21 protein-coding genes are annotated in these 24,480 nt (G+C 62.3%); 1 reads left to right on the plus strand and 20 read right to left on the minus strand.

Translation table 11 applies throughout. The features are described from left to right. The 15 genes from NUW13_11060 to NUW13_11130 form a co-directional block, all read right to left on the minus strand. Positions 1 to 2,718, minus strand: a complete 2,718-nt coding sequence (locus NUW13_11060) for a DUF3160 domain-containing protein (GenBank protein MCR4439561.1) — start codon at positions 2,716 to 2,718, stop codon at positions 1 to 3. 346 nt (positions 2,719 to 3,064) lie between these two features. After that, entirely contained in the window at positions 3,065 to 4,228 is a 1,164-nt protein-coding gene (locus NUW13_11065; protein MCR4439562.1) for a hypothetical protein, read from the minus strand. Positions 4,229 to 4,280: 52 nt separating this feature from the next. Further along, a complete protein-coding gene (locus NUW13_11070) occupies positions 4,281 to 5,513 on the minus strand; it encodes a serpin family protein (protein MCR4439563.1) in 1,233 nt (410 codons plus the stop codon). Positions 5,514 to 5,532: 19 nt separating this feature from the next. Beyond that, positions 5,533 to 7,356 carry a hypothetical protein gene (locus NUW13_11075; GenBank protein ID MCR4439564.1) on the minus strand — a complete coding sequence of 608 codons (1,824 nt, stop codon included), beginning with the start codon at positions 7,354 to 7,356 and terminating at the stop codon, positions 5,533 to 5,535. Between the two features lie 88 nt (positions 7,357 to 7,444). Continuing rightward, a complete protein-coding gene (locus tag NUW13_11080) occupies positions 7,445 to 8,410 on the minus strand; it encodes a hypothetical protein (protein ID MCR4439565.1) in 966 nt (321 codons plus the stop codon). Positions 8,411 to 8,631: 221 nt separating this feature from the next. Next, on the minus strand, positions 8,632 to 10,020 hold the full coding sequence (locus tag NUW13_11085; GenBank protein ID MCR4439566.1) for a peptidylprolyl isomerase: 1,389 nt from the start codon (positions 10,018 to 10,020) through the stop codon (positions 8,632 to 8,634). Between the two features lie 149 nt (positions 10,021 to 10,169). Then, positions 10,170 to 10,331 carry a DUF5989 family protein gene (locus NUW13_11090; GenBank protein ID MCR4439567.1) on the minus strand — a complete coding sequence of 54 codons (162 nt, stop codon included), beginning with the start codon at positions 10,329 to 10,331 and terminating at the stop codon, positions 10,170 to 10,172. Positions 10,332 to 10,345: 14 nt separating this feature from the next. Next, on the minus strand, positions 10,346 to 10,936 hold the full coding sequence (locus tag NUW13_11095) for a PqiC family protein (GenBank protein ID MCR4439568.1): 591 nt from the start codon (positions 10,934 to 10,936) through the stop codon (positions 10,346 to 10,348). Between the two features lie 17 nt (positions 10,937 to 10,953). Continuing rightward, positions 10,954 to 11,853, minus strand: coding sequence for an MlaD family protein (locus tag NUW13_11100; GenBank protein MCR4439569.1), 900 nt, complete (start codon positions 11,851 to 11,853; stop codon positions 10,954 to 10,956). A gap of 1 nt (position 11,854) precedes the next feature. Next, the gene (locus NUW13_11105; GenBank protein MCR4439570.1) at positions 11,855 to 12,652 is read right to left on the minus strand and encodes an ABC transporter ATP-binding protein; all 798 of its coding nucleotides are present in this window, start codon (positions 12,650 to 12,652) and stop codon (positions 11,855 to 11,857) included. A gap of 16 nt (positions 12,653 to 12,668) precedes the next feature. Then, on the minus strand, positions 12,669 to 13,451 hold the full coding sequence (locus NUW13_11110; GenBank protein MCR4439571.1) for an ABC transporter permease: 783 nt from the start codon (positions 13,449 to 13,451) through the stop codon (positions 12,669 to 12,671). Continuing rightward, a complete protein-coding gene (locus NUW13_11115; protein MCR4439572.1) occupies positions 13,444 to 13,800 on the minus strand; it encodes an STAS domain-containing protein in 357 nt (118 codons plus the stop codon). Before NUW13_11115 ends, NUW13_11110 begins: the two co-directional genes overlap by 8 nt. Further along, on the minus strand, positions 13,784 to 14,251 hold the full coding sequence (locus NUW13_11120; protein ID MCR4439573.1) for an ATP-binding protein: 468 nt from the start codon (positions 14,249 to 14,251) through the stop codon (positions 13,784 to 13,786). The genes NUW13_11115 and NUW13_11120 overlap by 17 nt, the downstream gene beginning before the upstream one ends. 94 nt (positions 14,252 to 14,345) lie before the next feature. Further along, on the minus strand, positions 14,346 to 17,039 hold the full coding sequence (polA, locus tag NUW13_11125; protein ID MCR4439574.1) for a DNA polymerase I: 2,694 nt from the start codon (positions 17,037 to 17,039) through the stop codon (positions 14,346 to 14,348). A gap of 122 nt (positions 17,040 to 17,161) precedes the next feature. Beyond that, on the minus strand, positions 17,162 to 17,311 hold the full coding sequence (locus NUW13_11130) for a hypothetical protein (GenBank protein ID MCR4439575.1): 150 nt from the start codon (positions 17,309 to 17,311) through the stop codon (positions 17,162 to 17,164). Between the two features lie 301 nt (positions 17,312 to 17,612). Between NUW13_11130 and NUW13_11135 the strand changes: the two genes are divergently transcribed. Continuing rightward, positions 17,613 to 19,424 carry a peptidylprolyl isomerase gene (locus NUW13_11135; protein ID MCR4439576.1) on the plus strand — a complete coding sequence of 604 codons (1,812 nt, stop codon included), beginning with the start codon at positions 17,613 to 17,615 and terminating at the stop codon, positions 19,422 to 19,424. 102 nt (positions 19,425 to 19,526) lie between these two features. On the opposite strand, the gene NUW13_11140 is transcribed toward NUW13_11135, so the two are convergent. The 5 genes from NUW13_11140 to NUW13_11160 form a co-directional block, all read right to left on the minus strand. Beyond that, the gene (locus NUW13_11140; protein ID MCR4439577.1) at positions 19,527 to 20,222 is read right to left on the minus strand and encodes a transglycosylase SLT domain-containing protein; all 696 of its coding nucleotides are present in this window, start codon (positions 20,220 to 20,222) and stop codon (positions 19,527 to 19,529) included. 384 nt (positions 20,223 to 20,606) lie between these two features. Further along, complete coding sequence (locus NUW13_11145) at positions 20,607 to 21,815, minus strand: hypothetical protein (GenBank protein ID MCR4439578.1); 1,209 nt, start codon at positions 21,813 to 21,815, stop codon at positions 20,607 to 20,609. A 62-nt stretch (positions 21,816 to 21,877) separates the two neighbouring features. Then, positions 21,878 to 23,170 carry a hypothetical protein gene (locus tag NUW13_11150; GenBank protein MCR4439579.1) on the minus strand — a complete coding sequence of 431 codons (1,293 nt, stop codon included), beginning with the start codon at positions 23,168 to 23,170 and terminating at the stop codon, positions 21,878 to 21,880. Positions 23,171 to 23,218: 48 nt separating this feature from the next. Beyond that, entirely contained in the window at positions 23,219 to 23,875 is a 657-nt protein-coding gene (locus tag NUW13_11155; GenBank protein MCR4439580.1) for a zf-HC2 domain-containing protein, read from the minus strand. Further along, a complete protein-coding gene (locus NUW13_11160; protein MCR4439581.1) occupies positions 23,865 to 24,461 on the minus strand; it encodes a sigma-70 family RNA polymerase sigma factor in 597 nt (198 codons plus the stop codon). The genes NUW13_11155 and NUW13_11160 overlap by 11 nt, the downstream gene beginning before the upstream one ends. Between the last annotated feature and the right edge of the window lie 19 nt (positions 24,462 to 24,480).

Here is a 24,480-nt window from a genome sequence, read left to right on the forward strand (position 1 = left end):
TCAGCGGGTGACAATTAGCTTCTGCCATGCCTTCTGCGTACCTGCGCGGAGACGGACCAGGTAGACCCCTGCCGGGACGTCCCGCGCATCCCAAGCCGCCACATGTTCGCCTGCAGTCTGCGGGCCAACTGCCAGCGTGCGCACCATCCTACCTTTGAGGTCAAACACCACCAGCTCCACTTCTTGCGCAGCAGGGATCGTGTAGCGCAGGGCAGCCACGCCAGCCGTGGGATTCGGATAGCCGGGGAGCAGAGCGAAACCTGTAGGCCCCTGCCTCTCCCCTTCGACTCCTTGCGCCCCGCGTACCACAAAGCTGGTGCGGTAGCCGAGTGTGTCGGGCATTTCCCAGCCACCGGGCAGGGTAGCTACCACGCTCACCCAGATTCGCCCGCACGGAAAGCCAGCGGTGGGGATGGTAGCCACATAGGCATCGCCCTGTGCCGTGGCGCGCAAGGACATCAGCACGATGCCGTCCCGGGTCTCAGCCGTCACCTCGGCCCCGCTCAGCCGTGGGTAGCCAAAGTTGCTCTGGATGCTCACCTGCACCGCGCCTCCGGCTGCCACACTGTCCGGGTTGACCGCCACCAGCAGGGCCACCATGCCCGACTTGTGCGGGTAGTAGGCCATGGGGTTGCTGTTTGGCCAGCCGGCCTCAGCTACAAATGAGGCCGCCCACTCCGGATGGGGCGGCTGCTGGCCCTTCTTCAACATCTCCCGCCACTGTTCGTCGGTCAACCGTTCGGGAGAGATAAACTCGTAGTAGGCAAATCCCACGCCCTTGGCGATCTTTAGCTGGCCCTCCACCGGGCAGATGGCGTAGATGGCGTACGGATAGCCGACGCCCACCTCGAGGAACCGAGCGGTGTTGTGCTCGGTGTGCACATCGGCGATGACGGGCATTTCGTCCTCCTCTCCGAAACCAGGGCCTCCTCCGGGCCATAGGGAGAATGTGACGATGGTCTCGATGGTTTCGCCGATGTTGCAGATGAGCCGGTACTCGTCGAAGGTCAGGGATTCGGCGCGGAGTTCCTTCTCCGCGATCCCCTTCAAGTTCAGGAGTAGGTCCTCCATGCTCTGCAGGGACGGCCGGAAGTTCTCAAACAGGAGCCCGCGTGCCTGGAGCCCGGCCCTCAGGTAGCTGGCCAAGGCCGCCAGGCGGGCGTACAGCCAGGGATTCGGCTCCACGTAGCCTTGCTCCAGCGCGTTTAGTGGGCGCACCCCAGTCTCGGTGCCACTCTGCTTGGCATAGAGAATGGTATCATGGCGGAGCTCGGCCCAGGAGGCCAGCGCGGCAAACAGCTCCTTATCCACCCAGGCAAGGGCTTGCATGAACGCGGGAAAGCCCTGACCCTTGGGGAAGAGCAGCGGCAGCAGGCAGTAGAGCCAGTTCCAGTAGACGTTCTGCGCCCAGGTAGCAGGTGGATAGGCAGCAAACTCGGCGCGCAGTTCGTTCAAGCGCTTTTCATAGCCGGTGAATGTTCGTCGATCATGCGCCAACAGGTCGTAGGCGCGCTGCGAGCCAAGCACCGCCATGACGTCCAATCCCCGGGGCCAGATGCGGTCGGGTAACTGGTTGTAGACCAACTGGTCCATGACCCAGGAGTCAGGGATGAAGCGCTGTCCCATCAAGCGGAACCCCTTGGGAATGGTATCGCCGCTGACGATCTTCGAGCCTGGCAGCTTCTGCGCCAGCCGCATGAAGGGGCCGAGACCCGCGCTGTCGGCCAGCGCATCCACGTCCAAGGCTGTGTACTGCGACCCGTAAACGGCCGCTGCCAGAGAGTCGTACTGGTAGAAGTTGATGTCATCGCTCTTGCCCACGAAAAAGACCGTGGGCAGATAGATGTCCTCCCACACCTCCTGGCCCTGCCTGGAGCCGACCGCCAAGTTCCTGAGGCAGCGGGTGAGCAGGAGCGCGCCGAGGGTCTTGTCCGCCTCTGCGCAAGCAAACGTCATTCGCCCCAGCCACATCATGGCGCGGAAGTAGTGCTTGAGGGAATCGCTCCTGGTGTAGTGGCCACGTGGCTTGTATTGCGTGTAGTCTTCCAGGTAGTCGGGGCCAAACAGCGGCGAGGGCCACTGGGTGCAGCCAGGCGGGTGGTAGATGAGCTCCAGTTCCTCATCGTAGAGGCGCGCCTCGGGCGGGAGAACGTTGTCGTCCTTGGCAAAGTTCGTGTCCAGCAAGGCCTTGGCCACAATCAAGTAGTTGACGTTGAGCGCGGCAGCCTGCCGGGCAAGAGCGAGCGTGGCGCTCTGGTAGTCGCGTGTTGCCTGGGCCAGAAGCACAGCCAGGAGCTCGTTCAGGTCACCAAAGAAGCGCTGCTCCTCGCAAGTCTTCAGGATGTAGTCGAAGCAGAGATGGAAGGTGTGCAGCATGGCGTCAGTCGTGACCAGGATGGGAATCCCCTGTTCGCGGCACTCATTGTACAGGTCATAGACCTCCTTGTAACCTGTCCCGCCGCCGGTGAGGCGGCGAGGGGTGACCACGAACTGGTTCTGCCGCAGCAAGGCGAGCTCCTCAGCGGAGAAGGCAAAACGCGAGAAGTTGCAGACATTGCTCAACTCAGGTGCCAGCGTGTACGGCGGGATGGCCGGCACCACCGACACCGGGTACGGCCGGTAGATACCGAACTCTGTCTGCACTGGCGCGGTGATCCCAGCGAGCATCTGGGCATCAGTCGCAGCGGCAGGGACCAGCATGGCCATCACCGCCAGCACGAAGGCGCAAAGCCACCTGTTCCGCAGGGAACTATCCTCCCCTGTTTTGTCCCGAAAACCGCAGCGCGGGCCGCTCTTCCCTTCGGCGCCTCTTGCCCGGGAAGAGAAACTGGCCTCAAAGGGCCGCCAACGGCTCAGGTCATGCGCGCCCGCCGCCGGCTCGCACCGCATTGATCGCGCACGAACCTGAAAAGTCCGGCCTGTTCCTTGCTTGGGGCAGATGTCCCCTCGAAGGGCAATGGGCCGCGAGGCGTCGCTACGGCTCCGCTTACAGGCTGCTCGACAGACCAAAGCTGACACTGAGTTGAGTTCGCCTGACCTCAAACCTTGAGGTCTCCACCATCACTCAGGACCACGGAGGAGCCAGCAGGTGCTCGCCCACCGCAAACGAGCTACGCAGCCACTGTGCCATGAGGTGGAGCGCCCACCTCTTCATCTTTGCCGAGGCGCCCAGGGTCAGTTCGTAAACCACGAGGTCATCGTCGGTGCGGGTCATCTGCAGGAATTCCGGCGGGTCCATCCCCTGCGCCTTCGGCATTCGCACGATGCCATAGGAAATATACGCAAGAATGGTGAGTTTGTCAAGGGCAAACTGGTACTGCACTCCTGCGGAGACTTTGCCGGCTCCACTCGCTCCCCTGTTGGCGCGCCACGAACTGCTGCGCGTCTGGAAAGTCGAAGCCCTCTGCAGCACGGCGCTGGTTGCCACTGCAAAGCGATCCCCCTTGGCGTATCCTATGCCAAAGTCGACGGCTCCCGGGAACTCCTGGCGGTGCAAGTACTCCACCTTTGGTCCCCACGGCGGCATAGCGCGTGCCTCGCCACTCATCAGGCGGTGCGGCAAGTGGAGGACAATGCCGGCCGCCAGACCCGCCCCGCGCGTCTGTGCGCCGAAATGCACGCCCGTTCCTCGATAGTGCTGCCTGACCTGACCAGTCTGCTCGCTCGAGGGGGCGGACAACTCCCAGCGCGTTTCGCCGACCCACCTGGTAAGGCCAATGCCAAAGGCTGCCCTGCGCGAGAGCAGCCATGCCGCGCCCAGGGAAATGGAGAAGGCCGAACCCTTCCTGGCCACCTCCGTCTTGGTGGGCGCGTGGGTGCCGTCCCATTCCATGGCGGCCGGGCCGTCGTAGGTGGCGCTCACTGCCATGTGCTGTCCAACAAGGCGCAACGGAATGGCCGCGCCCAGGGAGCTGGGCCAGAGCCATTCCGCAAAAGTCTCGTCTGCCGACTCGCGGGTTGTGGTCTTGCGAAACGAGAGTGAGGTCAAGGCAACCCGGCCGCCCATCGCCACTGTGACGCGGTCGATACCGGCACTGCCGGCGGGATTGCCCAAGCCGGAGGGCACCTCCTCCGCCCACACCGGGGAGACACCACCCATGCTCTGCCCAGGTGGCTGGCGGCCGGCATAGGGTAGGGCCGGCGCGAAGTAGGGGCCCAGCTGAGCCCATGCCACCCCCATGGAGCAGAAGGCTGCGCAACAGAGGAGCCGTGCGCATGCGAGCTTCATCAGGAACCTCCGGCTACAGTCCCTGACCATGCTCTCGCGAGCCACATGCTCCTCAGGCCAGGCTCAGAATCCTGCCGACGAAGAGAATTGTGCCCGAGTGGCGCTCGCGGATGGCAAAAAGGAACGGCCGGTCCACGCGCATGACAAAGAAGCTGGGGTCAACGCTGGTTACCCTAATAATCACCACGGCGGTCACCGCCGCCGCCTCGGTCCCTTTCTCGTCCACCTCCACAAAGCTCTTGTGCTTCACCTCGCTGATGTACAGCCCTCCCTGCGGGTTGATGCACGTGAAATTGGCCCTGACGGTAAAGGCCTCCGCCATGCCCAATGCCGCCAGTGCTCGGTTCAGGCTTGCCTCATACTCAAGCCTGAACTTGGGCATCTGCACGCTCCCCTTACGCGTGGCAAAACGCCCCATCCATTGGTTCCAGCGCTCGGCATCGAGGGCGCCGCTCAGCGCCTGCAGCGAAACACCGCTCTTGGGCAACACCACGACCATGCTGAACATGCGGTTGCCATAGGGAAGATCTACGGCCTGCACTTCCTCATCCTCAAAGTAGGAGAACTCGCCCTCCTGGGCCATCATGCGACATGGTGCCATGGAGCCATCGGCGGCAGTGAACTGGTCATCGCGGGTGAGGTCGGGGTCGAACTCCCGCGTCCACGTCCCTTTGAAGTAAATGGCATTGATGAGGTAGAGCATGGCCCCCGGATTGATGCGGTCCACAATAGAGGAGATCTGGCCGCGCGTCTTGTCACGGACCCAGGCGTTGATAATTCCCAGCGCAGCGGGGGAGGCAAAGTCCAGGCTCCGCACTTCGGCGTTGAGGTAGGTCTGGTTGAGGCGCACGAACTCCTGCTCCACGGCGAATCCCAGGCGGTACCAGACCGAATTGGCGATCTCCATCGTCACCGAGGGATCGAGCTGGCTCAGCAGGCTGAGTAGGCTTTGAAATGAGGAGTTTATTTCCGCAGCGGACAGCTCCCCAAACTCGAGGGTATGGCGGAGCGCCCCCTCGGTGGTACCCGCGGCGCCGTTGTAGGCCATGCCGAGCGCCAGAGCCACACTCAGCGGTGAGATGAACACGTTCTTGCCCAGATCCTCCTTTGCCAGCTCGGCAAAGAGCTTGAGGCCGAAGCGGTTATCGGCCTCGGTGAGGTGCTTTTCCAGCGGCGTGAGCTCCCGTGCCTGCGATTGCACCGGCTCCACCGAAAAGTCCCGCGTGCAGTGAAGCACAAGGAGCGCCGCTGCCCACAGCATGGTCATGGCTCGATGCGTCAGCATATTGCCTGCCTCCTGCAAGTTACATCGTGAGCGTGAGGGCCAACCACCACTGCATCTCGCGCAGGGTCATGCCCGCTGGCGTCGAGGCGTAGTGGGGCACCGCCAGCAGACGCGCGCCAAAGCGCGCGGAGGGCCGCAGCGTCACCCCGGCCAAGAAGGTGGTCTGCACCTCGCTTCGTTTCTCACGCGGCTCCGTGTAGCGCTCGCCGAAATCGGTCTTGCGCGACCTCACGCTGTCTTCGGTGACCTCACGAAAGGCAAAGATCGCCGTGGTCACATCGGTGATCTCCCACTGCTTCATGGAACGGTTGAGGCCAAGGAGCAGTTCCACGGGCTTGCGCGGCTGCCAGGTGAGCACCACCGGAAGCTGCACGGCCAGCTTGCGCACCCGAAAGTCCCAGTGCAAGGTCTTGTCCTCGTCCACGCGACTGGAGTAGTGCCACTCCGAGGAACTGCTCCCCCCGTGGCTGAAGCTGCTGTGGCGACTGGCGAGCACGCCCTCGCTGCTAGCGATGCTCCTGCGCTTTTCCTCATACTGTACGCCCAGGTGCAGGCGCATCTGCCTTTCCAGCTGCCAGTGCAGGGTTGCGGCCAGGCGGTGGAGCTTGAGAGGGGCGTCGCCCGCACCGCTGCGCACGTCATGCAAGGCCGATTCCCCGTGGCCCTTGTACCATTCGCTGTCCCAATCGGAAAAGTAGGCGCTGAACGAGGTGTCGTGGGCCCAGGAGCTGACCGCGATATCCGTGCGCTGGGACAGGTACATGTAGTAGCCCACCAGTTGGTGCGTGGGACTGAGCTCGGCCCACAGGGTGACGCCGCCGTAGGTGGTCTTTCCCCGGTGATCCCAATCCTGTTGCGCGGCAGCGCCTTGCCCGTAGCGGCTGGAATCGCGAGCCCCTGGACTCTTGTAGTACCAGTACGAGCTGTCGCTCCTGGTCAGCGACTGCACGGCGTCACCCCACAGATAGCCCACCGTCGCTCCCACCTGGACCTTCTTGCTCACACCCCAGGAGAATCCGCCTGCCATGTCCCAGTGGTCATAGTCTTGCGTGCGCTCCTCGCTGTTGCGCCATAAGGACTGGCCGGCACGTGGCGATACCTCCCAGAGGTTCCGAGAGCCGAAGGAGCCGTCCCGTGCAAAGAGCGTACGATTCACCTTAGCTCCCAAATAGAGGCGGGGTAGTAGCTTGTAGCCAGCAAGGGCAGCAAGGAAGTGGCCGGCCTCGTGCATTTCGTCGCTTCCTTGGTAGCAGTCAACCACCGGGATATCCTCGGTGCGCGCCACGCTGTTCCCTGCATAGTCCAGGCCCACCCGCGCGCGGTAGATGTCCTGCGGGATGCTGTAGTAGGCCTGGTCCTGCAGCAACGCCTGATAGGTGAGGCCGAGGGAAAGCTTCTGGCCGAAAGGCTGCGCCAGCACTGCGCCGGAGAACACCGGCTCGGGCAGTCGGCGCGTCTGCAAGAAGAAGCAGGGGTAAGGCGGCACAAAGTCGGCCGCCGCCGGCCCCTCCACGTAGAGCCCAGGCCAGCGGTACCCTTGTTGTTCCTCCACCAAATGCGTGTTGCGAAAGTCCAGGTAGAGATAGGGGCGCTGCAGCTCCGCGCGGCACAGGTACGCAGGATTGACCGCCACGTTCAATAGCGGCTCGTCGATGAGGCCCGGCGCCACCCTGCTGAACGCGCCCAGGCCATAAGGGAGGACATCATTGGGCAGAAAGAAGAACTCCGTCTGCTCGAAGGACTTTTCCAGCACCCGTCCGCCCCAGTACTGGGCATGTGCCGGGAGCGCGGCGGTGACTAGCGCCACCGCCGCCGTTATGCAGCAAAAACGCCTGCGTCCCATTAGCTTTCTCCTATGTCTCGCACCGGCATCTGTCCTGGGCAGTCCATCTTATGTACTCGTGCGGCGCATGCTTCGTCTGCTCTGTCGCCTACGGGCGGCCGCGCGTCAAGGGGAGGATCATGTTGAGGCCCATCTCAATCCTGGCATCAGCAATGCCTTCGAAGTTGCTCTGGTAGCGGACGCCGGTGTCCCAACTCAGCCAGGAGCCGAGAAAGAACCGCACGCCACCAACCGCTCGCCATACACGGCGCACCGCCACCGTGCGCTCTTCGACCAGGTAGCGGATTTCAGGAACCGGGCCTGCTTCCACCATGAGGTGCGTGCGCGGATTCATGGCCACCGTGACTCCGCCAGCCGGGCCAACGATGTTTCTCTGCAGTTCGGGGATCTCCACGGCGGTGGTGGTGTAACTCGCCTCGTTGTAAAGCCACTGGATGCCGCGGCGCGTGCGCACATCGGCCAGGCAGAGGCCGACATGGACACCGGCCACTGCCCCCTGTTTGCCCACGACGAGGTAGAGGGTGGTGACGCGGCTTTCCAGTGCCGCCGTGGTGAGGCGATTGCCCAAAGCGTCCATGCGCTTGTTGTCGGGGCTGACATAGTCGCCGCGGCGCATCAACTCGCCCCAGTTGGAAGTGCACAGCTGCAGGGCTACATCCGGGACGTACCAGCGGCCGCGCAGCCACTCCGGCGTCAAGCCCATCTTGAAGGCCCGCGTGGGCAGGCGGGTGGTCTGACCGCTCATCTGGTTGGCCACCTCTGCCGAAGAGAACTCCACTTCGGCGATCCCGCCCAAGCCAAAAGATGCTCGGGCCACGGTCCCGCCGCCATTGGCCACACCGTAAGAGCTGCCTGCCGAAAGGGAAATCTCGAAGGAACGGAGCACTGCACCGGTGGGAAGCGCAAAAAGACGGGCCGGTCTGGAGGCACCTGTAAGAAGGCTCGGCAGGTTAGCAAGTTTCACCTGGCCACGCTCTGCCGGCACTTGCGCGAAGACCAGCGGCACCAGGGCAGCCCACCCCACGGAAACCAGAAACAACACACGTCGACGCATATCGGCCTCCTTTGCTCTCCCCCGTCAGGCCGACTTTTGCAACCCTTGTGCCACCATCGCGGTCCCTCATGGTGTGCTCAGAGCGGCGGCACAGTGCGGGCGGAGCGTCTCCGCGTTCACAGATTTCTGAGGGAACTCTCAGTTTTCCGTCGTCGCACGGCTGGCCTTGCACCACTGGGGCAGCGACGCCCCGAGGGGATCGGTGCCCTGGTCGTTGGGCCTCACGGTTTCACCGGCATCACTTTGATGAACGCCGCATGGTCTCCCCCCACCTCGGCGAAGGCGCGTTGATAGGCGTCCGGATTCTCCCGGATTCGCGCGCGCAGGCGGAGTTGCGCAGCGAAGGAGGCAACCACGCTGTCGGCCTTGGCACGCCAGGCGTCCTCACGCAGCACCTCCAGCGCTTGCGGGGTAAGCTGTTCAAGAGGCGTAGATAGGCGGTAGCGCTGTTGCCGCTGCGCATAGTAGAGTCGCAGTTCCTGGTCGCTGAGGTTCACCGTGTCGGTCAGCAGGCTGCGCATGCGTGCCGCCAGCAATATGCGGCGCCAGCGCTCCACCTCCGCCTTCACCTGCGGCTCCTTTGCCATGCCCTCCCTCGCCGCCTGGTCGGCCAGGAACTCGTCGCGAATCAAGTCCTGGAGCTCTTGCCGGAAACGGTTGGGGCGATGCATGTGCGGGCGCTGCTCCAACGGCATGGCCTGCACAAGGCGCAAGAAGTGGCGCAAGGTCCACTGCCTCTCGCCCATGGAGACAAAGACCTGGTCCATGCGCTCGTGCAGGGCGGAGGCCATCCTGCCCAGTTCTTCGTCCTGGAGCACCGGGAGCTGTCCTGGCAATTGCCCGGCCGAGTCTCTGAGCGCTGCGCGTGCCGTGTTCACCAAATAGGCGAAGAGCTCGCCGTTGACCCGCGCCTGCACCCCCTGCAGAAGGCCAGCTGCGTAGTCGCGCGCTATTTTGTCCTCCTTGCGGGCCCGGATGATCCGCTCTATGCTGCGTCTTTCCGCCTGAAAGTCTTCCTCGGTGAGGATACCCTCCCTGCTGACATCCTCGACGCGGATGATGTGATAGCCCCACCCGGTCTTGACCGGCGCCGACAGTTCCCCCACCTTCCACTCGTACGCAGCCGCCTCAAAGTTCGGGTCCAATTCTCCCCAGCGGCAAGCAATCGGCTTGCCTGATTGAGCAACCATGCCAGGGAGCGGAGGCAGTTGCCCGGCCACCTCCTCGAATGACGCGCCAGCTTCAAGGCGGCTGCGCAGTCGCCAGGCTTCCTCTTCGCTGGGCGCCACTATGTGGCGAACCTGCAGCGTGGTGTGGCGCCGCAGAAAGGCCTGCCGCAGCTCGGCCTCACTGACCTGCACCTGCTCTTTCACCTTCTTGCGATAGAGCTGCTCCCTCATGGCCTGCCGCCGCACCCAGTCCAGGCGCAGAGCAATGCGCTCGTCGCGGTGCAACTTGCGCCTCTCTGCCTCCTGGGCCAACAGGCGTTCCTCCATCATTTTCTCGTACTGTTCCCGCACGGCCTCAGCCCCCTTGCTGTCGGGGCGAAACTTCGGCCGGAAGAGGAACTCTTCAGCGAACTCGGCCACGGTAATCTGCTCTGCATTCACTTGCGCAAGAGAGGACTCCGGTAGGGGTCGCTTCGCGCAGCCACTGGCGAGGAAGAAAAAGAGGGACGCTCCCCACAAGGCCAGGCGAGCGCACCGCAGACAGGAGTTCATCACCCTCCCACCTTTCGCAAAGATTGTGACGGAGGTGCTTAGAACAGAGCGTAGATGAAAGGGGCCAACGCTGACCCTTCCGTCAACAGAATGAGAACACTGAGCAGCACCAGGACCACCAAGATCGGCCCAAGCCACCATTTCTTGCGTATCCGTAGGAAACGCCACAGCTCGCCGATGAGCCTCAGATACTTTCCCATCTAACTTCCTCGCTTCATCGTGCTGCAACGTGCTCACCAAGCTCATTGAGGATGTTCTGCGAGGCGCGTTGCAAACAGCGGGTGAGGGCTTGCACCACACCGGCGGGAGAATGCTCACGGGTCATCTCCCGCTCGCTGATTCTCCAACTGTGGAGCAGCTCCAATGCCTTGGGTTTGCCCAGCTCACATTGCAACTCCAGGCAGGCAAACCAGGATTGGCCCTCGTCCCACTCCTCCAGCCGCTCGATGCGCACGCTCAGAACATAGTCCACCGACCGGTGTCCCGGAAAGGGGACCACCTCCCGGAACCGCTGCGACTGCGCCAGGTCGCGGAGCAGGCACCTGCGCACCAACTGCGCCGGGTGCTCCACCCAACGGTGGTAGTGGTAGAACTCCACCTCGTGGCGCGAGCGGCGAAAGACCAACCGCTCCTGGTCATAGGGCGGTACCACCTCAACGCTTGCTATCCCTATGCTCACCGGCAAGGTCTGCCCAGGCACGGAGGCCCGCTCATAGTCGAAAAGATAGTAGTGGGTCTGCGGCACGTGTCCGCACCCCAACGTGCTGGCCAAGAGCACAGTGGCCACCATTGCAGTCCGCATCATATACAACCTCGCTCTGGTCAGTCTGGCAGCTCTCGATCTTTTGGCCCGGAGGCGCGCAGGAGCGACCACGGCCTTTCCCGAAGTGTTCGCGAGAGCTCCTCCAAGTTCGTGGCCGTGGCTCGCAGGTCTGCCATCATCTGCGCATACTCTGCTCCGTTGGCGACAAGGAGCTCATCAAGGTGGGAGCTGGCTGCCGCAATGCTTGCCAGTGTCGCCGAGCTCTGCGCCAGCACCTGCGGCAGTTGCACCACTGCCTGGCGAACGGCCTGTTCATTGTCCGTGATGGCCCCATTCCAGGAGGCGGCAGCTTGTTGCATTTGCTCGGCAACGCCGTTCAGCCTCGCCAATAGCCTCGGGAGCTCCCCCTTCTGCGGACCAAGCAATGCGTTGGCGTTCTGCAACAAGGCGGCAACGGCTTGTTGGTTCTGCTCCCCGAGCAACTGATTGAGCCTGGCGACGAGCTCGTTGAGCCGCTCGCTCACCGATGCCAGGCTGCCGGACATCTGGGCAAAAGCAGTGACCTCGACGCTCCTGATTGTGCTGCCACTGGGGAGCAAAGGTGCATCCGGGGAGCCCAAGGTGATTTCCACATAAAGTGCGCCCATCAGTCCGATGGTGGTGATGAACGCCTCCGAGTCGACTCTGATCGGCGCATCGCCCCGCACCTCCAGCACCACTTCCACCCGGGAGTCGCCGTCCGCAGGGATGCGCAGGGCAGTGACCCGCCCGACCTCCATGCCGCCAACGCGCACCAGCGAGCCCCGCGTGATGCCACCCACGTAGCGGAAACGCACTGAATAGCGATGCGTGTCGCGCTTGAGGTCCAGGCCGCTGATGGCAATGATGAACGTCAGCAGGATCAGCAGGCTAACGATGACGAAAACGCCGGCCTTCACTTCGCTGCGGCGGTAAGTCATCCTAATCTCCTGGTTCTTGCGTCAGGGCGCGAAAGTACGCCTTGGGGTCGAGCTCCTCCTCATCGGCCTCGCGGTTGAGGAACTGCTGCACCCGGCGGTGCGTGCTGGCGCGCAGCTCATCGGGGGTGCCCACGGCAATGATGCGCCCGCCATCGATCATCGCGATGCGATCGGCAATGGTGAAGATGGAGGCCAACTCGTGCGTCACCACCACCATGGTCATCTTGAACGCCCTCTTCAGGCGCAGCAGAAGCTTGTCGATGCCCATGGCCACCACCGGGTCCAGGCCCGCCGACGGCTCGTCGCAAAAGAGGTACTCGGGGTCCATGGCGATGGCCCGCGCCAGGGCGGCCCGCTTCTTCATGCCCCCTGACAGCTGCGCCGGCCAAAAGTGCTCAAAGCCGGCCAGCCCCACCGCGTCCAGCTTCATGCGCGTCATGATGCGAATGGTCGATTCCTCCAGGCGGGTGTGCTCCCGCAACGGCAGGGCCACGTTGTCGCCGATGCTCATTGAATTGAACAGCGCCCCGCTCTGGAATAGGACTCCCATCTTTCTGAGGAGCTCGTTTCTGGCCTTGTCGTCCGCGCTGGTGATGTCGATCCCGTCGATGAACACGTGGCCGCTGGCCGGCTGGTCCAGGCCAACCATGTGGCGCAGCAAGGTGCTCTTGCCGCACCCCGAGCGGCCGACAATGACCATGGTCTCGCCCTTGCGCACTTCCAAATTGATGTGGTCCAAGATGACGCGGCTGTCGTAGCGCGCTACCAAGTCGCAAACCTGTATTGCCACCTTTGCCATCGAAGTCCGACAACCGTCACAGTGTGGAATAGAACAAGGCCGTGAATGCCAAGTCGGCCAAGATGATCAGAAAGATCGAGCTCACCACCGAGGTCGTGGTGGCGCGCCCCACCCCTTCTGCGCCCCCGCTCACTCTCAGGCCCTGGTAGCTGCCCACCTGCGCGATGATCAGGCCAAAGAAGAGGCTCTTCACCAAACCGGTGAGCAGGTCTTTCATGACCAGAGCGTCGGCGGTCTCTTTGAGGTATTGCACCGCGGAGAGCTTCAAGGCCGTGACCGCGATGCTCAGGCCGCCGGCAATCCCCACCGCGTCCGCGATCAGCGTCAGGCAAGGGACGGCCACCATGAGGGCCAGGGTACGCGGCACCACCAGCAGATGAATGGGGTCGATGCCCATGGTGCGCAGCGCGTCGATCTCCTCCGACACCTTCATGGTGCCCAGCTCCGCAGCGATCGCCGACCCGCTGCGCCCGGTGACGATGATGGCGGTGAGCATGGGGCCCATCTCCCTGGTCATGGACACCGCCAGCAAGTCGGCCACGTAGATGGTGGCCCCAAACGGCTCCAGTTGATAAGCAGCCTGCATGGCCAGGATCAACCCCACCAGAAAGCACATCACCGCCACGATGGGCACGGAATCGGCGCCGGTGCGTACCAACTGCTGGGTCGTATGGCTAAGGCGCACCCGCGCCAGCAGAATGCGGGCACAGGTACGCCAACAAAGGAGGGCCATGCTTCCTGCATGGCCAGCCGTCTGCAAGGTGAGCCGCCCGACACTACCGCATGTCGACTTAACCACGCCCATCGCCGCCTGGCCTCAGGCTTGCCAAGGCCTGTGCCACATCGTCATGAATCTCGAACACATCCACCAGCCGCGTCAGCTCAAAGACCTCCAGCACCTCCTCCCGCAGGGAGGCAAGTTTGAATTCCCCCTGGTGGGCCCGGGCCATCTGCAGCCCTTCGATGAGAGTCGCTAACCCCGAACTGTCCATGTAGCTCACTCGGGCAAGATCCACGATAATCAGCGGAGACCTCTTCTTGGCCAGCGAAAGGAGAGCCTTGCGCACCTCCGGCGAGGAAAAGAGGTCCACCTCCCCGGCTACCTCCACGATGTCCGCCCCACCTTCTTGCCTAACTCTTACTTCCACCACGCCGCTCCTCAGTGTCGCGCTTGTGTTTCACCAGTAGCAGATGATTGCCTAGCACCGGATCGTTGCTGTACTGCACGGTGTCCATGACCGTTCTGATCAGGTGCAGCCCAAAGCCGCCTGGCCTGACGCGGTCAGTGGCTGGCGCCTGCACTCTTTGCAGGTCCGCCTTTTTCCCATAGTCGCGCAGCCGCACCTCCAGGCGGTCAGGAAACATGCGGCAGCGAATCTCGATCGGGTGCCCATTTTCGCCGCCGTAGGCGTGCTTGATGATGTTGGAACAGGCCTCGTCCACCGCCAGGACCACGCTGTTCTTCTCCAAGTTGGTGAAACCCATGATGGCGCACAGGTGGCCAACGCCTGCCCGGACGATTTTCAGCATGCGTGGGTCGCTGGGAATGGTGAGAACCACCTCGTCGCCGCACTTTTCGCCAACGTTGCCTTGGTTCATCTCTGATCCCATGCGCTGTTGTTGAGGCAGCCCCAAGCCTGCCCTCCTCGTGAGTGTCCCTCAGCCCCTCAGCGGCCGTCCCGCGCGCGGCAATTCAATGCGCCTCAAGCCAATTCCTGCCCACCCCGATATCCACCTTGATCGGCACGTCCATGGTGATGGCGTGCTCCATTTCGTGCCGCACCAGGGTGCGCACCTGCTCCACCTCGTTTTTGGGCACCTCAAACACCAGCTCGTCGTGCACCTGCAAGATCATCTTGGTCTTAAGCCCTGACTGGCGCAGAGCGCGACTGATATTGATCATCGCCACCTTGATGAGGTCCGCAGCCGAGCCCTGAATGGGCATGTTGATGGCGGTGCGCTCGGCAAACTCCCGCATCCGCCGATTGTCGCTATTGATTTCCGGCAGGTACCGCCGGCGGTTGAGGAGCGTGGTCACGTAGCCCTGACGATGCGCCTGCTCCAGCGTCTTCATGATGTACTGGTGCACGCCCGGGTAGGTGGCAAAGTAGGTGGCAATGAAGGCCTCGGCTTCTTCCACGGGGATGTCCAGGCGCGTCGACAAGCCATAGGCCCCCATGCCGTACATGATGCCAAAGTTCACCTCCTTGGCCCGCCGCCGGTGCTCCGGAGTGACCTCCTCTGGGTCCAACTTGAACACCAGGGCAGCAGTGCGCCGGTGCACGTCCTCGCCATCGACAAAGGCCTGGCGCAGGCGTGGGTCGCCGGACAGATGGGCCATGATGCGCAGCTCGATCTGCGAATAGTCCGCGTCCAGAATCACGTGGTCATCGTCCTTCGGGATGAAGGCCTTGCGGATCTGGCTGCCCATCTCCGTGCGAATGGGAATGTTCTGGAGGTTAGGGTCCGAAGAGGAGAGGCGTCCCGTGGCCGTCACTGCCTGATTGAACGAAGTGTGCACCCGTCCGGTACGCGGGTTGACCAACTTGGGCAGCGCATCCACGTAGGTGGACTTCAGCTTGGCCAGCTGCCGGTACTCGAGGATGGTGCGCGGCAATGGGTGCTCTTTTGCCAGCTCTTCCAACACCGCCACGTCGGTGGAGTAGCCGGTCTTGGTGCGCCGCACCTTGCGGAGCTTCAGCTTCTCAAAGAGGATCGTGCCCAGCTGCTGCGTGGAGTTGATGTTGAACTCCTCCCCTGCCTGGTCGTAGATCTGGGCCATGAGGCCGTCCATCTGCCGGCTCAACTCCTGGGACATCTGCTCCAAGAAGGGCACATCCAGTGACACTCCGTCCAGCTCCATCTGCATGAGCACCGGCACCAAGGGCATCTCCACGCTCTCGAACAGCTCCCACAGCGCGGCCTCATGCAGCTGCGGCGCCAACTTCTCCTGCAGACGCCAGGCAAAGTCGGCATCCTCGCAGGCGTATTCGGCGATCTGGGCCAGGGGCACTTCCGCCATACTCCGCTGCTTCTTGCCCGAGCCGATGAGCTCGCTGATGGCGATCTTCTTGTGGCCGAAATGCTCCAGCGCCAGCGAATCCAAGTTGTGCTGCCGGCCCGAGGGATTCAGCAGATAGGAGGCGATCATGCTGTCGAACTCCACGCCTGCCAGGGTCACGCCGGCCATCTTGAGCACCGCCATGTCGAACTTGACATTCTGACCACACTTCTTGAGGCCGGGGTCCTCAAGCAGAGGTTTGAGCAGTGCCAGCACCTCCGCAGCAGGAGCCCAGGGGGTAAAGTCCAAGGCCGGCGCCTGCACGGGAACGTAGTAGGCCTCGCCCGCCCGCCAGGCAAAGGAGAGGCCGACGATCTCGGCGTCGATGGGATTCAGCGAGGTGGTCTCCAGGTCAAGAGCAAACTTGCCGGCGGCGCGCAGCTGGGTAATGAGCCACTCCAGTTCCTCCCGAGTGAGGATGGCGCGATAGGTCACCGCCTGCTGGCCACGTTGGGCAAACTGGTCGGCCAGCGACGCGAATTCTAACTCATGGAACAGCCGCATCAGGCGCGGGGCATCGGGCTCCCGTCGCACCAACTGGTCGAAGGTCAAGTCGACGTCCACGTTGCAGTCGATGGTCACCAGCTTCCTGGAGATCTCCAGTTCCTGTTGATGCTCCACAATGGCCTTGCGCACCGCATCGCGCTTGATGTTTTCGACGTTGCGCATGAGGTTTTCCAAGTCACCGAACTCCTTGAGCAAGGCCGCCGCCCCTTTCGGCCCGATGCCTGGCACTCCTGGGACGTTGTCCGAGGCATCGCCTGCTAAGGCAAGATAGTCCACCACGCGCTGCGGGGGAACGCCGAGCTTCTCTTCCACGCCCGCGACGTCCAGCACCTCAACGGCTTCGCCGGCGCGACGGGGATTGTAGACCTTGATAGCCGGCGAGACCAGCTGCAGCAGGTCCTTGTCGCCGCTGACCACGTAGGTCTCCAGACCCTGCTGCTCAGCGCGCTTGGCCAGCGTGCCGATGATGTCGTCCGCCTCGAACCCCGGCTTCTCGATGATGGGGATGCCCAGCGCTTCGACCACCTCGCGCACGCGCGGCAGTTGCTCGATGAGGTCGACGGGCGCCTCCTGGCGCGTGGCCTTGTACTGCTCATACAGCTGATGCCGGAAGGTCGGCTCCGGCCGGTCGAACACCACTGCCAGGTAGTCGGGCTGTTCCTCCTGCACAATCTTGAGCAGGGAGCGCGTCACGCCAAAGACCGCGCTGGTGTTCTCTCCCTTGGAATTGATCAACGGGTTGCGGATGAACGCGTAGTAGGAGCGGAAAACCAGTGCCGATCCATCCACAAGAAACAGCCGCTTGCGTTCTGAGGTCACCTTGGTCCCTTTCGCTCACTCCTCAGCCCCCGCGAAAGCGGAGAAAATGTAATAGAAATTTGCCGGAATGTCAATTGGTCTTTTCTCCAGGAACGCGCGGGTAGCCAGGCGTGGATCGGCCACTATCCGACCATCGTGGTGCTGCAGCGAAAGGCCTGTGCGGTCGAGACCATGTTGCGCACCTGCTCCGCAGAGCAGCTGAGCATTTTCAGGCGCAGGGCCAGGGGGTCTCTGGAGTCATGCAGGCGCTCCCAATAGGGTTCAGGGCTCATGGGTGGTCCTCCGGGGTGGGTGGTGGAATATAATATTCCTGGGGCAATCGTGCAACCAGATCCTTGGTTTGGCGCAATGACAACCAGGCCACCGCACAGGGACAGAACGACTCGAAGCTATCCCTGATCACCTCACCTAGGTGGGAAGGTTTTGCCTGGTCCCTACACTGCAAAGGGAAAAAGACCTTGCATTTGTGCGGGGCTAAGCATATATTTCAAACGTTTTGCAGCAAGGGCCCGGATGTTGGGGCTCGCAACGAAGGACAAGTGACGTCGCGAAAGGGAACTGCATATGCCTGTCATGACCAAGATGCGGCAGAGCATGAAGACCATTCTCATGATCCTGGTGCTGGCCTTCCTCGCCACCATCGTCTTCGAATGGGGCATGGGTGGGCTGAAGTGCGGCACCACCACCAGGTTCCAGCAGGGGGTGATCGCCGTGGTCAACGGCCAGGACATCACCCGCGAGCAGTACGACGCTGCCTTGGAGAATGAGCTCACCGCTTACCGCCAGCGCACCGGCCAGGACGTCGACGATTACGGCATGGAAAGCATTCGCAGCAGCGTCTGGGACCGCCTGGTGGAAAATGTGCTCTTGAGCCAGGAGGTCAAGAAGCTTGGCCTGGAGGTAACTGACGAGGAAATCAAGCACCACATCTTCGAGCAGCCGCCCGACTTTGTGCGCGAAGTCGAAGTGTTCAAAGGCGAGGACGGCAACTTTGACCTGCGTCGCTACCAGGCAGCGCTGCAGGACGAGCGTTTCCGGGAGTACTGGATACAGCTGGAGCGACTCCTGCGGCTCTACCTGCCTCAGCAAAAGCTGCAGGACGCCATCACCGCCAGCGTGCGCGTCACCGACGACGAGGTACGCCGGGAATATCAGCAGCAGAAGCAGCGGGCGCGCGTGAAGTACATCTTCTTCGACCCCACGGCCCACGGCCAGGAGGAGCCGGAAATCTCGCCTAAAGAAGTGCTCGAGTACTACCGGAAGCATCGCCAAGACTTTACCGAGCCGGAGAAGCGCAAGATCGACTATGTGCTCTTCAGCACGCAAGCCACAGCCGCAGACACGGCCGAGGTGTGGCGCTTGGCTGAAGAAATTCTCAGTCGAGCACGACAGGGTGAGGACTTTGCCGACCTTGCCGAGACTTACTCTGAGGACCCAGGCACCTCGGACAAAGGGGGTGACTTGGGGTACGTTGAGCGCGAGGCCATGCTCGAGGCCTTCTCGGATGCCGCCTTTGCCGCACCGGTGGGCGCAGTGGTCGGGCCGGTAAAGACCATCCATGGGCTGCACATCATCAAGGTCGAGGACAAGAAGAGGGAGGACGGTAAGGAGAAGGTCAAGGCGCGGCACATTCTGCTCAAGTTTGGCCCGCTGCGCACCACCATCGAAAACGCCAACTATGCGGCCCGTAACTTTGCCGACCGCCTGCGCGAGGGGGAGGACTTTTACGCCCTGGCTAGGGCAGAGACTCTTGAGGTTCATCACAGCGACTTTTTCCCGGCCGGGGGATTCGTCCCCGAATTGGGGCGGGATCCGCAGACCTCGCGCTTCATCTTCACGGCCCGGCAGGGCACGACCAGCGGTGCCATTCGCACAGACCGGGGCTTTGTCGTCCTGGTGGTGGCCGGCATCCAGAAGGAACACGTGCGGCCTGTGGAAGACGTAGAGCCACAGATCCGCGCCGTGCTCACCCAGGAGCGCAACCGCGAGCGCTCCCGGCACATGTGCGAGCAGGCCTACCAGAAGGTGGCCGCAGGCATGACGCTCGAAGAGATCGCCGCCCAGGACTCCCTGCAAGTCAAGACGACCGACTGGTTCACGATGGCCGGCTTTGTGCCGGGAGTGGGTCGGGAGCCGCAATTCCTGGGCGCAGCTTTTGGGCTGGAGAAAGACAAAACTTCCAAACCCATCGAGGGCAGGCGCGGCTACTATCTTTTGCAGGTGGTGGAGAGGGAAAAATTCAACACCGCGGAGTTCGAGGCGCAGAAGCAAGTGCTCAAGCAGCAGCTCCTGCAGCGCAAGCGGAACCGGGTGTTCCAGGACTGGTTGGCGGACTTGAAGAAGAAGGCCTCGATCAGGGACTTTCGCGGCTACTACGGGTATTGAGAGCCCTAGTATGAAGAGAGGCCGGTGGAATTCCGCTGGCCTCTTCTTTTTTCCGGAGCAAAACAGTCGTAGGTATGCGCCCGCAGAGCAAAGGGAGAATGCTCAGAAGCGCATGTTGGCGAACTCCTCGTACAGCGCGAGCACGGCGGGCAGATATTCCCTGGTCTCGCGCGGCAGCATGCGGTCGTCCCTGCCGCTCTTCACCCACAGCGCCGCCCACTTCTCGCCACCATTGTAGGCAGCCAACCCGCCGTCTACGTCGTAGTAGTCGATCTGGCTTGCCAGAAAGCGGGCGCCCAGCCGGACGTTGTAGACGGGGTTGAACAGCACCTCCTCCGGCGAGCTCCAGTTGAGGCCTTCGTAGCTTGCCAGGAACATGCCGGTGGCGGGCATGATCTGCATGAGCCCCATGGCCCCGGCCGGGGAAACGATGTCCGGGTCCCAGGTGCCAGCAGTTTCGTGGGTGATGGTCGCGCACAACAGATCGACGTCGAGATTGGTGTACTTTAGGGTCATGTTGTAGATCTCGTTGGCGATCTCGTAGCGCTGACTCGAGGGCATCTCCGGATTGTACATCTGGATGATGGCCATCACCTTCTGGATGTGGTACTGCCGGATGCTGTCGGCATTGAGCGATGCCCGCAGCTGTTGCAGCGACTGCTCCAGCTCCCGTACGCGGTGCCTGGGGCCCAGGTCCAGAAGTCGAAAGAGCAGGCCGCCGGTGGCCAGCAGGGCCACGACGATCACTGCACCGAGCGCCACGCGCGGACGCCGGTGGTTTGTCCTCCGATTTGCCATTTTACTCCCTCTCACACTTCTCAGCACTTTGCTGCACACGATACACAAAAGGCAAGTCGCCCGCCGTTAGGCTGGTGGCAGACTTGCCGGTCCTCATCTGCAGAGGTGCTCGCCCCCTACGCGCCCTTTCCGCGAACCTCCTACACCTCATCCGCCGCAGTCGGCACAAAAAAGAAACCGAGCATTGATGTGAACCGGGATTAGGGGGGTTACCGGTTTCGGAGTATCAAGCTCGGCTTCTTGAATCGTAACCAAGCCTTGAACTTGAACCGGGATTAGGGGGGTTACCGGTATCAGGGGGTCTGGCTCGATTACGGTGCAAATATACAAAACTTGCCCCCGCGTGTCAAGTGTTTTTTTGTGCGCGCTGATTTTTTTGCGGCCTTATTCCAGGAGGATGGCCGCAAGGCTGCGGAACTGCGCCGGAGAGATCTCCTCCCTGGCCAACCGCCTCACGTCGCGCATCTTTACGGCGATTTGCAGGCGCGTAGCCTGTGGGGCGCCATAGGTGCCGACCTCCAGGAGCACGACGACAGATTCGCCCTCCGGAACGGAGCGCAGCGCCGGACAATAGCGTCCGAGGAGGTCAACCACCTCATTGGCCAAGCTACGCAATTGCTGCTCGCGGGATTCCTTCTCCTTCCGGCCGGCCTCGGCCTTCTTCGTGCCACTCTTGGGCTTGGCGGGTTCGGCCGGTGGGCCGGCGCTCGTGTCCTGCGCCACAGTGTCGGCTCGAAGAAGTGCCAGGAGATAGCCGTCCATGGCCTCCCGGTAGCTCTTCATGGCCTGTTCGTAGGACTCCCCAAGGGGGAGCAAGGTATTGGGGCCGGAACCAGGGGGCAGGCGCGAGCCGCAGACCAGCACCACGCCCAAGTGGGGCACGCGCAGGGCACGCGTCGATTCACCGAAGGGAATGCCACCCAAGGAAGTGCGCAGATGGGTATCCAGGATGTCGGCCATAATGGCCAGCTCCGACTCTGCGGCTTCCCCGCCCTTCTCCTCGGTGAAGCGAACGGCGCGCTGCAGCGCCACTAACGGCGCGGTCCCTTTGCGCAAATTCAGGATGTCCGCGAAGCGCGCCGCGGCGACCAGGCGACGGGTCATGTCCCTCGCCCCTTTTGGAAAGGTGACGCCCACGGGCTGAAAGTCGACCACCACCGTCACCAGGTGCTCGGGCTGGAGGCCAGTTATGGCCCCGGCCCATCGGGAAAAGAATACCAGCAGCGCCGACTTCACCGAGTCCACTGCGGCGTGCGCAGTTGCAGGTCGGAACCGCTGCGTGACCTGGTAGTAAAGAGCAGGAAGGTCGGGGTACATTTTGCTCCATCTGGTCGCAGTGTCGGGCTCTACAGCATAGGTAAGCAGCGTGTAAGGGACGCTGAAGAGAACGCCGTGGCCTTCGAGCCTTACCCCTCTGGTCTGGGTGCGCCCGGAAGGCGCTTCGCCCAGCACGAGACGGTCAAGTATCCGCTCCATGGTCCTGAGGTCGGTAGTGGCCGCGCTTTGGGCGGTGCACGCAGACGGCACTAGCACCAGCCCGACTGCGCCCCAGCCCACAACAATGACGGCGCAAAGCCACAGCAATTGCTTCATCTCCTACCTCCTCATGCTCAACTTGCCCTTCTTACGAACGGAGGGTCCTTTCCCCGCACCTCTCACATGCGAATTATTATCCCTTGCGTTTCGAAACGGGGGTTGACGATCGTGCTGTACACGGAGCCAAAAGTGTAGCTTATGCCAAAGGAGACAAAGTAGTTGTAGGAGGTCTCCAACAGGCGTTGGCGGAGCAGCACCTCTTCCAGCGAGGCACCGCGGCGGGGCAGCGACAGCTGGTCACGCAGGAAGGTCACGTAGCCGCCAGTGGTCAGCCGCAAGCCCTTGAAGACTCGTACCTCCAGCGAGCCGTAGAGCTCCACGTGATACTTCTTGGCGTCGTGCAAGTAGTTGGCCGCCTCGAGGCTGGTGGTCACCGATCCCCACGGGCGTTTGATCACGTAAGAAGCGGTCAGGCTCTGATCAAAAAGGTTCTCCACCGTCTTGAAGAAGATGGTCTCTTCGTGGTACCGGCAGTTCTGTGCGCCGAGGGCGTATTGGAACGTCAGCTGGCGCTGCGTGGATTGGCTGTAGGGGAAGATGTCGAACTCGAAGGCCGGTGCCACCCGCACCCCGAGATCGACGTTGTCATAGGTTGACCACCAGGCCGAGGCGCGGCCACCCACCGACCAGTGGTCGTTGATGCTGCGCACGACCATTGCCTTTGCTCCGCCGCCACGCCGGATATTGACCACGGCGTAGGCGTCGCCGATCTCGTAGCGGCTCTCGGAGTAGTAGTCACTTACCGAAAGCCGGATCTTCCACGTTTCGGTGGTGCGATTGGCCGAGGCCCTGGTGGAGAGGTAGTAGTCCTTGTAAGAATTCTCCCCGCTGCCAGAACCCGTCAGGTGGATGCTAAACGTCCAATAGTTCCAGGGGTCGACCACCTTCTTGGCAGCAGTGTCCGGTGGGGCGGTGTAGGAGACACCCAGCCTATCGAACGTCTCTGTGTGCACGAGGTATGGGACGAGGCCGATTGCCATGTAGCGCACCAGGCCACGGCGAATCTCATCTTCGGTGGCCCGATGGCTGGCCACATAGCGCAGGGTGTCCTCTCGTCCGGCAAAGGCACGGAGTCCAATGAAATTCAGCGTGAACTCCACGCCCCCACTGCCCGTCTCCTGGGAAGTGATGAGCACGTGCACATCGGCATCTTTGCGGTCACGCACGTGGTTGACGTAGCGCAACTCGGTGCGGAAAAAATCAAAGTCGCAGAAGTAGTCGGGACAATCGATGAACACGTTGATTGTGGCCGGTTGCTGCTCCTGAGCAAGGGAACAGTGCGCGGCCACGACCGTGGCGAGCACAGCAGTAGCCCACAGCAACAAGAATCCGGTCCGTTTTGCCTTAGCCACAGGTCGCCTCCTTGGTCTTTTGCCATCGAGCCATGCAGCGCACTTTCCTTAGTCCCGCAACCTCTGCTCATAGGCAGCGAAGCGCGCGAGCTCTTCGAGGAAGCGATCTGTGCGCTCCAGCCGCGTGAGGGTGCGCATGTGCAGTTCTTCCAGCCCACGCCCCACCAGGCCGAGGTCAGCCTGGCGCTGCATCGCAACCTCCCGGGCGAACTCTTGGAGGGCCCGGGCAAAGTCCAGGCGCTGCCGCTGTTCGCTGGACTGCACCATCTCCTGAACCATGGCGAGAGTGGCCTTTTGCAGGGCAAGAACCTCTTCGCGGCTGATTGCCGGGGCCGGACGTCGCCACAGGCTGGCGCTGAACTCGAAGCCGCCGCCTTTGTACGAGACAGAGGTGTTGCTGACCGCAAGCCCTACCAGGAGCGCTGCCAGGGCAAAGCTCACGGCCAAGCCCGCACGTTGCCAGCGGCGCAACGCGCTCCAGGCCTGCGGGAGTAGGGGTTGTCGTGCAGCGACAAAAGTGAGGCGCAGGCCCGGATCTTGGTCAGGCCAGGCGACCAGCACCTTCTTGGTGGCCCGAAGCTTCTGCAATTCCGTCCGGCACGCAGCGCAAGCCTGGAAGTGCTCTTCCAGACGTCGCGAGAGGTCTTCTTCTATCTCGTCGTACAGGTAGTCTGCAATGTGCTGTTGACACTCCTCACATTTCATGGTCCAACACCTCCTGGGCGACACCCCATTCCTCCAATATCCGGCGCAGCGCCACCAGACCGTGGTACAGGCGCGACTTGACCGTGTTGACCGGCTGCGCCAGCACGTCGGCGATCTCGCGGAACTTTAGTCCCTGGTACTGCTTCATGATGATGACCACCCGCTGTTCTTCGGGCAGGGAGAGGACGGCCCGCTTCAACACTGCCGCCAAATAGCTGTTATGGGCCACGCAGTCAGGTCGGTTTTCGGGAAGGTCTGACAGCTCCGAGGGCAAGGAATGGCCTTCCTCTGTCGCGCAATGCTCACCGTCCAAGGACAACAAAGGCCGCCTCCTCTTGAGCTCGTCTCGACTGAGGTTGAGCGCGATCTGGTGTAGCCAGGTAGAAAAACATGCCGTATTCTTCAGCCGGCGCAGTCCGGTGTACGCACGAATGAACGTTTGCTGGGTCACCTCTTTGGCTGCTTCGGCGGTGCCCACATAGCGGAAGACAAAGTTGTAGATCGGCTTTTCCCAGCGCCACACCAGCGTGTTGAAAGCGGCCACGTCGCCGGCAAGGAACCGTTCGATCAATGCCTGGTCATCCATAATTCCTCGTCAACCGATG

It is taken from the genome of candidate division KSB1 bacterium, from assembly GCA_024655945.1.
GTDB lineage: Bacteria > Zhuqueibacterota > Zhuqueibacteria > JANLFK01 > Oleimicrobiaceae > Oleimicrobium.